Source organism: Corallococcus carmarthensis (assembly GCF_003611695.1).
GTDB lineage: Bacteria > Myxococcota > Myxococcia > Myxococcales > Myxococcaceae > Corallococcus > Corallococcus carmarthensis.
In genome coordinates, this window is sequence record NZ_RAWE01000119.1 from 1 (window position 1) to 13,970 (window position 13,970).

The window sequence follows — 13,970 nt, forward strand, 5'->3', positions numbered from 1 at the left end:
GGCGGAATGGGGACGCGGCGGGACGTGGGGAACGTGGCGGAGGCGGAGGGCGTGCGCCTGCTGGAGTCGCAGGGCTTCCGGGTCGTGGCGCGCAATTGGACGTGCCGCTACGGCGAGCTGGACATCGTGGCGGAGCAGGGGGAGCTCATGTGCTTCGTGGAGGTGCGCATGCGCTCCACCGCGGCCTGGGGAGACCCGTCGCACACCGTGTCCTTCGCCAAGCAGCGCCGGGTGGTGAAGGCCGCGCTGCACTATCTCTTCTAGAATCGCTTGCCGCAGATTCAAGCGCTGGCATGGCCGGAATCCCTTGTAGTTGTGGGTGGTTACCGGCCGCCTCGCGAACGGGCGCGACCTGGACTGTAGCCTGTGTGCTCGGCGTGTGCTCGCCCGCCACAAGGCGGAACCTCCCCATCTGATGCTCGAGGTGTGCCACGTCGGTCGAGAGGTAAACTGCCGCCGTAATCTGGGGCGTGGAGTGCCCCAGCAGGCGCTGCGTGGCCACGAGGTCCCCGGTGGCTTGGTGCACAAGGCTGCCGAACTGCTTGCGGAGGCCGTGGAAAGTGTAGCGCTCGGGGAGCACCACACCCGCGCGGGCCGCGATGTTGCGCAGGAGCGCCGTCGCCGGCCACGCTGAGTGCCGCATCCCACCACTGCGAGAGGACGGGAACACGAGCTCCTGTGAAGCGCCGGCCTTGCGTTGGTGCGCTTCCAGTTCCGGTCGCAACTGCGGGTGTACGGGAACGACGCGCTCCTTCCCGCCTTTCGTGGTGTCCCGCCCCCAGCTCCGACGCACGTGGATGACGCCATTCGCTCCGGCGCTCCAGTCAATGTCCTCCCACCGAAGTGCGGCCAACTCGCCGCGGCGCATTCCCGTCAGAATCGCTACCAGGAGTAGGGGGCGCCAGGGTCCGGCCGCTGCAATCAGCGCCGCAATCTGCTCGGGCCGAAGCACCGTCACAGACCGTCGCGGTAGGGGAGGATGGCTCAGCGCCGCCCACGGGTTCCTCTCGATGACGAGCAGCTTTTTGCGCGCGTACTCGAAGGCGTGACGCGCGCGGATGTAGAGGACGCGGGTCGTTGTCTCAGCCTGGCCTGCATCGCGGGACTTCTGCATCAGCGCCTCGCAGTCGGCGGGCGTCACCTGCGTGACGAGCTTCTTGCCGAAGTGTGGGGCGATCCACCGTCGCAGCTGGCTCCTCACAATCTTGATGCTCGCCAAGTGCTGGCACGCCGCTTCGTACTTCTCCATGAGCTCCGCGCAGGAAATGGGCGCCACCGGCATCTTCTCCAAGCCTGCACGGACACGCTCCGCTCGCATCGCCTTCTCGTGAACGAGGCGTTCGGCCTCCGCCTCCATTCGTGCCTCGCACGCCTCACGCACCTTGCGGCTCGCCTCGTCGCGGTAGCGCAGCCACCATGTGCCGTATGTCGGAGCTTCCCGGCGAAGGCGCTTGCCAGCTGCGACGAGCGCCTTCCCTGTGCGGTTGGGGCGGAAGTAGACGCTCGTCACGGACGCTTCTCCGAAGGCTGTTGCTCCACCCACGCGCGCACCTTCGCCGGGCTGAAGCGGTAGTTGCGCGTACCCAGCTTCACGAAGGGAAAGCCCGTGTTGGCCCGCACCTGCTTCCACACCCAGGCAGTGGACACACCGAGGTAGGCGGCCACCTTCTCCGCCGACCAGAACCCCTCTTCGGGCACGGCAGCCAGCCGCACCCCCTCACCGGGACTGCTCCCGTCACAGCTCATGCTTACCTCGTTGTCGGACTCTGCCGTGGCGTTGGTGCCTCGCGCGATGCAGCTTCGACGCCAGCCGGAGGGGGCGGGGGCGCTGGGGAGCGCTGGCGCGTGCAGAGCGTTGCTCCGTCTCGCCTCGGGGCTTGCGTCCAGCGCACGGGACGGCGCGGACGAAATGACGGCACCCCCGCTTATGTCTTCTAGTCCGTGAGCGGGAGCCCGGAGGCCGGACGACGCGTCCGCACGCGGTGCCTGCGCTGACTGCTTCGCGGGTTGCTGTGCTGACATGCCGCCACCTCGACAAGACGGCACCCTCGCCTACGGCTATGAGTCCGTAAGCGCGGTGCCGGAGTCGTCCTCACGGGCTGCACCCCATCGCATGGGTATGCCTCGCGGGAGGAGACTCAAATTGTGCCGGCGAGCCGGCGAAGGTGGGATCTCGCTACTCATAGAGGCCGAAGCCCTAGCGAGTACTGCGGTACAGCGCGGAGCAAGGTACGGCTCGCGCTGCGAGGAAGTCAAGTCCACCTCCCTCGCTGGAGGTATTGCATTTCTACCGCTGTGTCGGCGCGCTGAAGCCCGGCGGAGGCATTCCCCAGAGAGCCTGCCCTGGAGGCGCCGGCACTGCGACGTAGCAGCCGCCTTTGAACTCTGCCGTCTTCGGCGGACACGGCGGCTTGTCGCCCAGGTACAGCCAACAGCCTCCGTTAACCTCGCGTTCCGGCTTCGCGCACGGCGGCACCTTCTGACCGTCGAGCGGCTTGTCCGGAACGACAAGGCGGCGCTCCACCTTCAACGGCTGGGACGACGAGCCGCCAGCGAGGGCGTTCGTCATGACGCCGTCGGCGAGCGTGGCCGGGACGTACTCCACCTGGGGCTCCGGAGTACGGGGAGGCTCGGGCGGCGGCGATGCATGGAGGGCGAGGAGGACGCCGGCCGCCGCGACGGAAAGGGCCGTGACGATGCGCATGCCCCGAACTGCGTAGGCCCAATGCGAAACGGGAATCGGAGCTTCTGGGACGAGGGGCTCGCGCGGCAACACGGGGACACGTCCAGTCAGCAGGTGCGCCAGCCCTCGCTTCGTCCACTTCACCTCGTGCAGCACATCCATCACGTCCTCGCTCGCATCCAACAGCTCCGCCTCCACCGCGGAGGGCGAGGCGTCTGGCGGGACGGAGAGAAGCTCGCAGGCGATGAATGCCGGGCGGACGGAGGTCGTCACGAGGTACTGAATCGCCACCTGCGGCGCCAAGTCCACCCGCGCCCCGGTGGGTGTCACCACGTAAGCCGGGTTGCCCGTCTCCTCGTTCCGCGCCTCGTAGACGCGTCCCAGCCCCTCGCCCATGCGCAGCCGCCGCCCGAAGCGATACGGCCCCACCCCGCCCTTGTGCTGCTTAACCAACGGCTGCTCGCGTCGCATATTCATTCGCTCCGGCCTTTCCGGATTCGAGCGTAGATCATGGATTGAACCGAGCGGGCAATCATCCGCACGCCCTATCACTCGTCATCTGGAGGCACCCACCCTCGGGCGAGGGCCGCTTCTTCCAAGCCCATTCGGGTGACTCCCGCCTCAGATGCCTCCGCCCCCTCTTCGGGATGCCCCGACAACCACCTCACCAAATAGCTCTGAGCGCTGAGGGAGCGCGCCGTATGTCTCAGGAGTTGCTTCGCTACAACGGTGCCGCGAACAGCTCTCTGTCGCCCTGGTATCTTCTTCATGTCGCGCGGCAAGGCCTCTCCATAGGGATCTCCGGGCTGGTCAAAATGACAATAGAGATATCTCTACTTAGGGTCAATAGAGATATCTCTAATCGCGGTCGGCCGAACATGCGCCCCTGCTTCGCGGCTGTCACCCCTTCCTCTCCGGAGGAGGGACGATGCGTCACCGCCGACCCAGAACCCCATCACCCGACTTGCAGCGCCACCGACAGGTCCGCGCGGACTTCCTGCGCGACTTGGACCGCCTCCAGGGCGTGGGCAAGCCGGTGCCTCAGCCGCGCGAGATTCCACCCGAGGAACGCTGCCCCACCTGCGGCGGCCCTACCTTCGTCATGAGCTACGGCCGGGTGTGCAGTCTAGGGCTGCACGACGGGTGACATGGAACGGCGTGCGTTGTCCGCGTGAGACCATGGGTGCTACGCCTTGAGCCAGGAGGCTGTCCATGTCCCGTATCCTTGCCGTCGTGCTCGCCCTGTCTGCCGTTGCTTGCTCAAAGGGACTCGACACCATCGAGTCCGCCGAGTCCTTCGCGAAATCGCGCGGCGTCGTCCTGACGGAGAAGACGGAGGACAAGGGGCAGGTCGTAGCGCCCCGGTCCTATGACTATAAGGCCGGAGATGTCGAAGTCGCGATCATGCAATTCCACACATCTGATGCGGCGGGCAAGTGGAAGGAGATGATGGACGACTCGCCCTTCGCCCCAGAGGTGCGCGTGCATAAGGGCAACGTCATTTTCATGGTTTGGGGCGGCGACGACGCGGCTCGACAGAAGGTCGTCGCCGCGCTCCAACCGTGAGCCTCACGCCTCCGCGCGGAAGCGCACGCCGTCGAGGTTGAACTCGGACGTGCTGCCGGAGATGGGCGTCACGGCGCCGTCAGACGTGATGCGCACCCGGCCGTAGAGGGCACCGCAGTCTACCGGCAGGCGCTGCTCGTTGAGCGGGCGGTAGCCAGGGGGCAGCACGAAGGCGGCGCTGCCCATGGTGCCGGACTTCAGGCCGCCGCCGAGGACGACGTCTCCCGCGCTGTTCTTGTAGTAGGTGGGGCCGCGAGGGGCGCCAATGCTCACCCAGCCGGAAGCGGCAATCAGCGCTGCTTCCTGCCGGGGCTGAGAGGGCGGCTGAATCACCACTCGCACGGAGTCCACGTAGCAGGTGTACGGCCCCGCGGTGGACTTGCCGACGAACACCTGGGCGTACCGCGCGGTGCTGGGTGCCTTCACGGTGTTGCCCCGGCCCAGCTCGTTCCAGGCAATGTTGGAGAGGTTCGACTCGTCCACGACATCCGCCCCAGCGAAGCCGAAGGTGGTCGTCAGCCAGCGGATGAGCAGCATGGCCTTGTACGCGGGGCTTGCGTCGGAGGCCCCAAGCACCATCGCGCTGGGAACGAGCGTGTCCCCGGGCCTGACGCTGAAAACCTGCGACGCCAGAAGCGTCGCCACCAGCGTCGGCGCGAGCCGCACCGAGCGGACGCCGGAGAAGACGTTGGGCGTCGCGGAGGCGTCAAAGGCATCCACATTCCAGACGCCGGGTGAGACGCTCCAGCCATCCGGCGGCGAGTCGTGGTTGCTGAGCGCCTCGAAGTCCGCGTTGAGCGGGAGCACCGCGTACGTCACGGTGGGCAGGAGCATGGACGGCGCGACGTACCGGGGCGAGAGCGTCACCTCCGCGCTGGCAGGGCCCGCGTTGCCCCGCGCGTCGCGGGGGATGACGCGTGCGTAGTAGGCGCGGCCCGCCACCAGGTCCGCTACCTCGAAGCGCGTGGCGCGGCTGTTCTCGCGGAACGTCGCCTGGGAGGGCGTGAAGCTGGCGGTGCTGCTCACGTGCAGCTCGTAGGAGTCCCACGGCGTGCCATCCGCCGCCGGCGTCCACGCGAGGCTGAAGCCGTTGACGGTGTTGGCCACCACCAGCCCCGAAGGCGCGGCGGGCCCAGTGAAGGCCGCGGACGGCGCGATGCCGGGGCGCGCGTCCTTCTCCGCCCAGACGGCGCGGCTGGTGCTGGGGCGGCCCTGGAGCTCCAGCTTCGTCCGCGCCTCGCCGCTGCTGGCGCACTCGAAGTCCGCGGAGACGACGGCCAGGCGCTGGGGCGAGTCGAAGTGCACGCCGTCCGGCAGCACCTGCACGAGGTCCGCCGCCTGGAGGTACCAGTGGATGCCCGGCAGCGTCAGCGACAGGCGGAGCGCGGACTCGGACAGGTCCGCGATGGCCGCGTCCGCCAGGCGCTGCGCCTCCACCTGGGTGTCGATGAGGGAGGAAGCGCCCTCCGCCACCTGCATCCACCGGCGGCCGTACAGCGCGACGGAGGAGGGGTTGGTGGCCGTCACCGTCTTGCGCTTCTTCGTGCCGGTGGCGTCCTTGTCCGCCTTGTCCGAGTACACCACCTCCACCACGTTGCGGATGTGCTCCAGGCCGCGCCTCAACTCGCCCAGCTCCAGCACGTTGTCCGGGCCGAAGGTGACCACCGGCGTGTCCGTCAGTCGGTCCGGGCTCCAGAGGGTGAGGGCGAAAGCACCCGCGTCCTCGCGCCACCGCATGCGCACGTCCCAGCCAATCTGCTCCGCGAGCGCGCGCACCGCGTCCAGCAGCGGCTCACGTTGCTGCACGTAGGGCCCGCGCATGGACAGCGGGTTGACCGGCGTGAAGAGGCCGAAGGAGGACAAGCCGTTGTCGTTGAGGAGGGACTGGATGACGGACTGGACGGGCGTGCCAGCGGTGCTGCCGTACGGGCGCTCCACCTCCGCCCAGGTGTCCTGGAGCAGGCCGCCCAGGTCGCGCCCGGTGACGCGCAGCTCGTCCCCGCCTGCGTCCACCTCGTCGATGCGGCCGCGCCACGCCTCGCGCCAGGCACTCGCGGGGACGTCCGCGCGGCGCGTGTCCAGCGGCACCGTGGCCACCTCCACCCGGAAGTACGCGCCCTCGCGCAGCAGCGGCAGGAAGGCGCCGTCCACGGCGTTGAGGAAGCTGCTCACCACCAGGGGCGAGAGGCTGAGGCGCTTCCCGTCCGGGCCGTTGCGCGCGACGGTGGCGGTGGCGTCGGACACTGGGGCCTCGATGCTGTCCGACCAGCTCACCCCCAGCAGGTAGTCCCCGGGCAGCAGTGTGGAGAGGTCCGTCCACGTGGGGCCGCGCTGTACCAGGACGCGCAGGTGCGAGGCGAAACCCGCGGGACAGGTGAGGGCCGCCACTTCGGCCGTCGAGAGCGTGCGCATGTCAGGTGTCCTCCGGTTGCTGCCACAGTTCGAAGTCGAGGTACTGGCCCTGCACTCGCGCGCCGTCTTCGTCGTACTCCACGGCCTGCGCGTCGCCCGCCTGGCCCAGCACGCGGCAAGGCGCAGGAAGGCCGTAGCCGTCCGCGGTGTGGTACGGCAGCGGGCCGAAGGGCGCTGTCGCGGCGGCCCACTGAGGCACCCACGCGGGCGGCACGGTGTAGGGCAGGTAGACGAGGTCACTCACCGCGACGTCGGCGGCGGCAAGGACGGAGAGCACGCCCTCGGAGACCGAGACGACGAGGCCCAACTCGCCTTCCATGTCATCCACGATGCCCAGTTCGCTGCCGTTGACGTAGAGGGCGTCGGCCTTGAAGCACGCGACGACATGCGTCCAGTTGGAGCCGACGTAGTCGGTGCGGAGCCAGAAACCCACGGTGCAGTCCAAGCGCGTGCCGATGGCCCAGGTCACCTCCTCGCCCGGGTTCAGAAACATCGCGCCGTTGCCCCAGCGTCCGGGAATGGCCGTGCCGGCCTGGGGCACGCCATTGAGGCTGGAAGGCACAGCGCCCTTGCTGGACGTGAAGGAATTGGCCGTCGCGTCCGCGAACGTCCAACTGTGCCCGTCGCCGTCGAGGAGGCGACGCAAGGCCTGCGCATCGGTCATCGGCATGGGCGGCGTCCCTGCTGACCACGTGTAGACGCGCGCCCGGGTGCCGCTCTGCGCCCAGCCGCGGAAGGTCCGCACGCGCGGGCCCAGCAGGGTGGGCTTCTGCGTGAGCCCCTTGGCGGCTGAGCACCGCACTTCGATGCCGCTGAGGGTGAGGTAGGCCATGCCCCTCCAGAAGGGGCGGGCCCGGTGCTACGCGTACCGGGGGCCGACGGCGGCGGACGTGCCGTAGCTGCGGAGGCTCGCGCGGCGCTGCCGGTCCTCGTAGTCCTTCCGGGCCTGCGCCATGGCGTCGGTGATGTCGTAGCCGGTGATGTTGTACTGGACGGGCGGCATCGCCGCGGCGCTGGCCGTCCCCGCGGCGTTGGAGCCCCCCTGCACGCGGTCGACGAGGTCCTGCAACCAGGGGAACAAGCCTGGTGCACCGCTGTCTCCGCGGCTGACGGGGGGCAGCACTTCGGGCGCGGGAGTCGCCGGACTCGAAGGGCCGCCTGGCGTGGGCGACCGCGGGGTGCCGGTGGAGGTGTTGGGGCCGTCCTGCTCGTCCTGCACGTCGAACCGCCGGAGAGCCACCTTCCACAAGTCGGGCACGTTGCTGAGCGCCTCGTTGACGTCTTCGAGCGCGTCGCGGTTCTTGAGGACCTCCGCCGTCTCCCGGGCCTTGGCCATGGCCGCGTCCCACGTCAGGCCCTCCAACTCCTGGATGCTCCGCGCCAGCGACTCCGTGTTCACCTTGGCGCCCTCCATCGAGTTGGCCCACCCCCTGAGAAAACCCAGGGGATGCGCGCCAAAGATGGAGATGTCGCCCAGCGCCCGGAACACCGCCTGGATGGCAGAGACGATGCCGTTCCACGCGGACCCCAGCCCCTTGATGAACCACAGGATGGCGATGCCCACGTAGCGCAGCACCTGGAAGAGTCCCTTGAGGACGTTCTCCAGGAGCCACGCGGACGCCTTCCCGATGGCCTGGATGGCCGGAGCGAGCATCTGAAGGACGACACCCACCAGGACGATGATGGGCGCGATGGCCTCCATGGCCTGCCCCATCGCCTCCATCGTCGGCTGCAACACCTCGGTGAGGACGTTGGCGAGGTAGCCGATGGCACCCCCGATGGTATCGAGTCCGGAAGCTGCCGCTCCGAAGAGGTCCTTCAGCGACCCAATGACACCGTTGAGGACGTCGATGGCTTCGGCCATCTGGTCGGAGCCCATGATCAGCTCACCGATGACCGCGAGGATGGCGCCCCACCAGCCACCCGCCGTGGCCCCTTCACGCGCCCTGTTGATGAGGGTGCCCATTTCGCCCAATTGCGCGAGGAAGCCGTTGAGGAGGCTTTCCTTCGCGGCCTTGGCCGCTGCCGCCGCGTCCTCAGCTGCCTTGCGAGTCGCCTCCGCCAGTGCCTTGGCGTTTTCCTCGATCATCTTCGCGTAGCCGTCCATGGTGGGAGAGCCCAGCCCGCCTCGTAGGCGCTCCGCGAAGCGCTCCGTTCCCTTGTGGCCTGCTGCGGACACCTCGATGCCGTTCTCGTCTCCGGCGCCGGTGCGAAGCGTGGCCGTCAGGTTCCCGTCGAAGAGCGAGCCGAGGAGGGACTTCAGCTCCTCCATCTTCCCCTTCCACTCCTCCACTGTCTTCGAGTTGAGGACCGCCGCGACCAGGTCCTGGATGCCGGAGATGGAGTGCTGAACCCCGAAGCCAACCGTATCCTTCACGGCGTCCGCTGCCGCCTTCGCTCCATCGGCAGCCTTCGTCGCCAACGCCTCAGCGCCCTTCGTGAATTCGGAGGTCGCCTTGTCGAGACCTGCGAAGGAGGCGTTGCTAATCGCTCCCAGGGCATCCTTGATGTCCTGCTTGAGTTGCTTCCCCGTGAGTCCTTCCATGGGCTTCAGCACGCCCGCAACTCCCCGCATCTGCGCTGCTTCCGCGATGGGGCGCAGAGTGCGGGCCGCGCCGGCTACGAGAAAGGCCACGAAATCGAGCGAGCGATCCACCATGGCCTCGATGGTGCCGGCCACGGCGCTGAAGGCGAGCCGGAAGATGTTCGCGAGCTTCATGCCCAGGTCGCTCAGACCCGCCATCATCTCGGAGATGGACTGAGACATCGTGCTCCAGGCCTCCTTGGCCAGGTACTTGATGTCCCCCCACGACTTGTAGACGCTGCCGACGAGCAGAGCGATACCCGCGAGCGCGGCGACAACGGCCAGGATGGGGATCGCCGCCGCGGCGAAGCTCATGGCCATCCGCCCGACGCTGCCCAGAAGGGATGGGACGGAACTCGTGAAGTCCGCTACCGCGGAGCCGAGCCCACCGACGCCGGACTTCATGCCGGCCAGCGCCTTGCCGATGTCCACCTGCGCCAACGTCTGGAGGGACTGGAGGGCCTTGCCCGCGCCCACGCCCAGGTGGGTGAAGACAGACAGCACGTCCTTGCTCATCCCCAGGAAGACACCGAAGCCCTTGAAGAGTCCCTCCATGGCTCCCGCGAGCTTGCCCACGGCGCCAATGCCGAGACCCACGCCGGCCACCCACGCGGCCATGTTGGCCACTCCTCGCTTCGTCGCGGGCGAGAGGGATTGGAGCTTCGCCACCACCTGCTCGATGATGTGGGCAATCTTCTTCACCAGCGGCGCGAAGAGGTCCCCGAGCTCCGCGGCGAGCGTGATGAGCAGCGCCTTGATGTGCTCGGTCTGCTCCTTCATGGCCGCGTTCGACTCGGCGGCGGCAGCCACCGCAGCGGCGATGCCGGCGGCGACGACGGCGCCGATGTTCCCGATGGGCTCGGTCGCCTCCTTCACCTGCTTGGCGACCTTCTCCGCGTGCTTCACGACCTTGCCGAGGTTGGCCACGGCCTCGCCAATGGACGCGGTGACGGTGATGTAGAGGTCTCCGACCTTCAATGCCATGACAGCACTCCAGGACTGCTACCGCTTCGGCGCGGGCCTCGGGCCGAAGCGGTAGACGGTGGTGTTGGTGGTGGGGCCGCTCGCGGGCGTGCGGCGCGACGCGCCGGGGTTCTGCTGCACGCGCCGGTCGAACTCCTCGCGCTCCAGTGCGCTGTACGCCAGCAGGCGCACGACGTCGGACCAGGGCCAGGAGCGCACCTCTTCCGGCGAGCAGTGCATCATCTTCGCCACCCCGTAGATGGCATTCAGCTCGGGGTGGCTTCGGAGTTTCCCTTCTCCTCCTCCACCGTCTTGCCGCCGAAGCTGGAGGTGAAGTCCTTGGCGTGGTCCATCAGCCATGGCTCCAGCTTCACGGCCTCGAGGTCCTCCTGGCTGTTCAGGTCGAACACGCGGCGCCGACCGCCCGGGTGGTACAGCGAGGCGATGGCGACGCGAGCCAGGAAGTAGATGCCGGCGTCCGCAGAGACGGGGTTGCGGTCCGCGTCAATCTCCCCGGCCTTCTCACTCATCTTCAGCACGAGGGTCTTGTCGCCTCCCGACGGCTCGCAGAGGTCGTAGTCCGCGCCGTCGATGGCGATGCGCTTGATGAACTGCCGGGCGGTGCCGATGGGCTTGCGGTACTGATGGGTGTCGCTCATGTCTGTCTTCTCCGAGGTGGGTACTGCGAAGGGAGGAAGGGGCGGCTACACCTTGACGGGGGCGCCCTGGCCGGTGAGCGAGCACGTCAGCTTGTTCACGTCGGAGGAGGGGCCGCCCGAGTCGAAGGACATGATGCGCACCACGTACCGCACCCCACGCTGGCCCGCGGTCGCGGCCTCGTCCTTGATGACGTGCAGGTAGCCCACCTGGCCGGAGAGCATGTGCGTCTCCATCAGGTCCTGCGCGGCGTTGCCCTTGATGCGGTGCCCGCTGACGTTGAGGGTGAGTCCGCGCAGCGTGGCGGCGTTGCGCTTGAAGCCGTCGCTGCCGAAGTAGTTCGTGTCCACGCTGTCGACGGCCGTGGCGACGCTGCACTCGCTGATGCCGTCCAGTTCGGTGGCGGGCGCCTCGACGGTGCCATCCTCCAACGTCACGAGGGTGGTCGTGGGGGAGGGGGTGAAGTGGATGCGCTGTGCGTAGAGGACGTCGGGTTCTCCGGCCATGACTCAATTCCTTTCACTTCGGGGGAAACATCTCTTTCAAAGCCTGCTCAAGGGCAGTCTTCACGCCCTTGCGGCCGATGGAGCGTGAGCGGCGGAAGGCCTTCTTGAGGAAGTGCGGCTCCGGGTTGACGGTGACCCGGTCCCAGTGCACGCCCTCGTGGATGGCGCCGGCGGCGTGGTGCGCGTACCCGGCCACCCAGGTGACGGAGAGGCGCCGGTCCATGTGGTACTCGGGGCCGTCCAGGAAGCCGGTCTCCGCGAGCGGGCGCTCCGTGGGCTTCTCGTTCCCGTGCTCGTCGTACTCGACGCCTCTGTCCCCGCGCGGCACGTCGAACTGGGAGAGGTCCAGGGCGTGCCGGACGGTCGCGTAGCAGGCCCGGTCCAACTCGCGCAGCACGCGCTGCGGCTGCTGGCGCAGCTTGAGGAGCGGGGCGAGGTCGAGCTTCACACGGACTGGCATACCCCTCTAGAAGGGGCGGTCTTGGGCGAAGTACCCTATTCGCGTCCGGAGCACGGCGGAGAAGAGATGCATGCCAACTTGGCTTGATGCAGTCGGGATCTTTCTAGGGTCCCAATGGTCACCGTTCGTCGCGGGCCTCCTCGGCGGCGGCTCCCTTGTTGCCCTCGCGCTCAGACGTGTAGTTGGTGATAACTATCAAGAGAGGCGTGAAAATAAGGCTGCGACAGCCGATGCCTGCATCCGCTGTGTCGATGCTATTATCCGGTTGGAGCGCGAGGTCCTGGAGTGGGAATCCGATGTTGCCGATGGATGCGTCTCTCGTACGCCCTGGCCTGAAGACTACGTAGCAAATGCTCGGCTGGAGCTGGCGAAGTCTCGGCGCCTCACTGGCGATGCCTTCTTCGCAGCCGCCGCGAAATACCTGGGGTGCTGGGCAGATTTGGCGAAAGTCTTAGAGTTTGGCGAACCTTGGTGGGAGTTTAATCCAAATCCCGGCCCCGATGTGCTTTGGCGTCAAATGCTGAAATCCATACCACCTAACGTCCGAGCCAAGGTGGCCCCAGGTCACATGCTTAATTTGGCGGAGGCACGAGCCCAGAAGCGTCGTGAAATAGCCCTCTCTGCGAAAAAGAAAGCGCAGGCGTTATGGGCAGAAACCGACGCGGCATCCGAACTCAAAAAGCTACAGTAACGTCTCGTTTGCCGACTACATAGGTGGTGGTGACGGTGAAGACGAAGCGGTGCCGGTGGTTGTCGCCCTCGCCTAGGTACGAGGGCAGGCCCTGCGCGCGGCAGGCGACGTAGCCGGGGACGGCGGCCAGGTGCAGCGCTCTCCAGCACCTGCGGGCCAGGGCCTGGGCCTCCAGGTAGTCGCGTCCGCGCACCAGCACCTGGACTTCCCGCTGCAGGTAGCTGCGCCCCGTGCCCATGTAATCCTCGGGCGCGTCGCCTGGCACCTCGCGCACGGCCACCGCAAGCGGCGGCGCCGGCATGGGCATGGGGCCAGTGTAGAGGCTGGGCGGGGACGACGCCCGGGAGATGCCCAGCGCGGCCGCGTCCAGCACCTGGACCACGTGCAGCTCGACGTCGTGCAGCTCGGCGCCCATCAGACGTACACCTCGTAGTGGTCCGTGCCCCCGCGGATGTCCGTGCAGGGGGTGATGCGCAGCGGCCGGCGTCGCGTGTTGAGGTCGCCCGGTGTGTCGCCGGGCAGCCACAGCGCGTCTCCGGGCTCCACCTTCACCTTCGTGAAGAGCATGGCCTCGGAGGTGGCATCGGTGCCGTCGGAGGTGACGAGGCGCTTCGTGCTGCCCTCGTAGCGGCAGGCGTGCACCGTGGGCGCGGAGAAGTCCTCCTGCCCGCGGTCGTTGACGCCCAGCAGCCGCGCCAGGCCGAAGCGCTGCTTGAGTCGGTGGCCCAGCAGCATCACGCCACTCCCTGGCGCGGGCGACGGTACCGGGCCACCAGGCGCCGCGCGCGGGCGGGCACCGCCGGCAGCTGCCCGTCCTCGTCCGTGGCGCGCGTCAGGGACGTGCCGCCGATGGACTCGGAGACGGCTTCCTCCGCGCCGTCCCCGTGCACCAGCGCGCCCACCACCATCTGCGCCGCCAGCTGGAGATCCGCCGGCAGGTCCACCTGCAGCGAGGCGTCCAGGGCGGCCTGGCCGGGCGTCACCCAGCCCGCGTCGTAGGTGACGACGAGCTCGCCCGTGTCCTCCACGTGCAGCGGGGTGGAGGAGACGCCGGGCGAGTAGCGGCCGGTGAAGGGCCACGCCTCCCCGCGCGCCAGCACCCGGCCCATGACGGCGGACTCGAGCGCGTACGCGGCGGCCGGCAGCTCCACGCCGCACACCTCCACGCGCGTCACCTGGCGCACGCCCCCGGAGCGCAGCCAGAGGTAGCGTCCGCCGGCGCTGGCCACCGACTCCACGACGCCCACGCGCCGGTGCAGCGGGTAGCCCACGTGCGCGGCCAGGGCCAGGGACGCGGCGGTGATGAGCAGCGGCAGGCGCTCGGGGTCGGCCGCGTCGCGCACGGTGGCGGGCAGCTGGGCGGCGGTGAGCAGGTCCTCGATGGCAGGCATAGGCACCTCGGGGCAGAAAGAGGGCCGGGGCGGCGCGAGGCCGCCCCGGCCCGGGCA

At 68.4% G+C, this 13,970-nt stretch carries 15 protein-coding genes and 1 pseudogene; 3 read left to right on the top strand and 13 right to left on the bottom strand.

All coding sequences use genetic code 11. The features are described from left to right. Positions 1–6: 6 nt before the first annotated feature. Positions 7–261, top strand: a pseudogene (locus tag D7X32_RS27055) (YraN family protein); the annotation flags it as partial. Here the strand turns inward: D7X32_RS27055 and D7X32_RS47875 are convergent. From D7X32_RS47875 to D7X32_RS27070, 3 genes are all read right to left on the bottom strand, one after another. After that, positions 146–1,357, bottom strand: coding sequence for a tyrosine-type recombinase/integrase (locus tag D7X32_RS47875; RefSeq protein ID WP_120605463.1), 1,212 nt, complete (start codon positions 1,355–1,357; stop codon positions 146–148). The pseudogene D7X32_RS27055 and the gene D7X32_RS47875 overlap by 116 nt on opposite strands. Positions 1,358–1,506: 149 nt before the next feature. Then, a complete protein-coding gene (locus D7X32_RS27065; protein WP_120605464.1) occupies positions 1,507–1,746 on the bottom strand; it encodes a helix-turn-helix transcriptional regulator in 240 nt (79 codons plus the stop codon). A 541-nt stretch (positions 1,747–2,287) separates the two neighbouring features. Continuing rightward, positions 2,288–3,160, bottom strand: a complete 873-nt coding sequence (locus D7X32_RS27070; protein ID WP_158625773.1) for a hypothetical protein — start codon at positions 3,158–3,160, stop codon at positions 2,288–2,290. 735 nt (positions 3,161–3,895) lie between these two features. Here D7X32_RS27070 and D7X32_RS27075 point away from each other — a divergent pair. After that, positions 3,896–4,249: a hypothetical protein gene (locus D7X32_RS27075; RefSeq protein ID WP_120605466.1), complete on the top strand. Its 354-nt coding sequence runs from the start codon at positions 3,896–3,898 to the stop codon at positions 4,247–4,249. Between the two features lie 3 nt (positions 4,250–4,252). Here the strand turns inward: D7X32_RS27075 and D7X32_RS27080 are convergent, their stop codons facing one another. Genes D7X32_RS27080 through D7X32_RS27110 form a run of 7 tightly spaced genes read right to left on the bottom strand, consistent with a single transcriptional unit; the run spans position 4,253 to position 11,819 of the window. Continuing rightward, positions 4,253–6,661 (bottom strand): fibronectin type III domain-containing protein, encoded by a 2,409-nt coding sequence (locus tag D7X32_RS27080; RefSeq protein WP_120605467.1) that lies wholly within the window; start codon positions 6,659–6,661, stop codon positions 4,253–4,255. A gap of 1 nt (position 6,662) precedes the next feature. Beyond that, positions 6,663–7,493, bottom strand: coding sequence for a hypothetical protein (locus D7X32_RS27085; RefSeq protein ID WP_120605468.1), 831 nt, complete (start codon positions 7,491–7,493; stop codon positions 6,663–6,665). Positions 7,494–7,520: 27 nt separating this feature from the next. Then, positions 7,521–10,229: a phage tail tape measure protein gene (locus D7X32_RS27090; RefSeq protein WP_120605469.1), complete on the bottom strand. Its 2,709-nt coding sequence runs from the start codon at positions 10,227–10,229 to the stop codon at positions 7,521–7,523. An 18-nt stretch (positions 10,230–10,247) separates the two neighbouring features. Then, positions 10,248–10,460 carry a hypothetical protein gene (locus D7X32_RS27095; RefSeq protein ID WP_147450279.1) on the bottom strand — a complete coding sequence of 71 codons (213 nt, stop codon included), beginning with the start codon at positions 10,458–10,460 and terminating at the stop codon, positions 10,248–10,250. Between the two features lie 14 nt (positions 10,461–10,474). After that, positions 10,475–10,867, bottom strand: coding sequence for a phage tail protein (locus D7X32_RS27100; RefSeq protein WP_120605471.1), 393 nt, complete (start codon positions 10,865–10,867; stop codon positions 10,475–10,477). Positions 10,868–10,912: 45 nt separating this feature from the next. Next, positions 10,913–11,371, bottom strand: a complete 459-nt coding sequence (locus D7X32_RS27105) for a phage tail tube protein (RefSeq protein ID WP_120605472.1) — start codon at positions 11,369–11,371, stop codon at positions 10,913–10,915. A gap of 13 nt (positions 11,372–11,384) precedes the next feature. Beyond that, positions 11,385–11,819 carry a hypothetical protein gene (locus D7X32_RS27110; protein ID WP_244239199.1) on the bottom strand — a complete coding sequence of 145 codons (435 nt, stop codon included), beginning with the start codon at positions 11,817–11,819 and terminating at the stop codon, positions 11,385–11,387. An 82-nt stretch (positions 11,820–11,901) separates the two neighbouring features. Between D7X32_RS27110 and D7X32_RS45085 the strand changes: the two genes are divergently transcribed. Further along, a complete protein-coding gene (locus tag D7X32_RS45085; RefSeq protein WP_147450280.1) occupies positions 11,902–12,522 on the top strand; it encodes a hypothetical protein in 621 nt (206 codons plus the stop codon). Here the strand turns inward: D7X32_RS45085 and D7X32_RS27115 are convergent. From D7X32_RS27115 to D7X32_RS27125, 3 genes are read right to left on the bottom strand one after another with little or no spacing between them, the layout of a single operon-like run. Next, entirely contained in the window at positions 12,506–12,937 is a 432-nt protein-coding gene (locus D7X32_RS27115; protein ID WP_120605474.1) for a phage tail terminator protein, read from the bottom strand. The genes D7X32_RS45085 and D7X32_RS27115 overlap by 17 nt on opposite strands. Continuing rightward, the gene (locus D7X32_RS27120) at positions 12,937–13,257 is read right to left on the bottom strand and encodes a hypothetical protein (RefSeq protein ID WP_120605475.1); all 321 of its coding nucleotides are present in this window, start codon (positions 13,255–13,257) and stop codon (positions 12,937–12,939) included. The genes D7X32_RS27115 and D7X32_RS27120 overlap by 1 nt, the downstream gene beginning before the upstream one ends. Then, the gene (locus tag D7X32_RS27125) at positions 13,257–13,913 is read right to left on the bottom strand and encodes a hypothetical protein (RefSeq protein ID WP_120605476.1); all 657 of its coding nucleotides are present in this window, start codon (positions 13,911–13,913) and stop codon (positions 13,257–13,259) included. Before D7X32_RS27125 ends, D7X32_RS27120 begins: the two co-directional genes overlap by 1 nt. Positions 13,914–13,970: the final 57 nt, after the last annotated feature.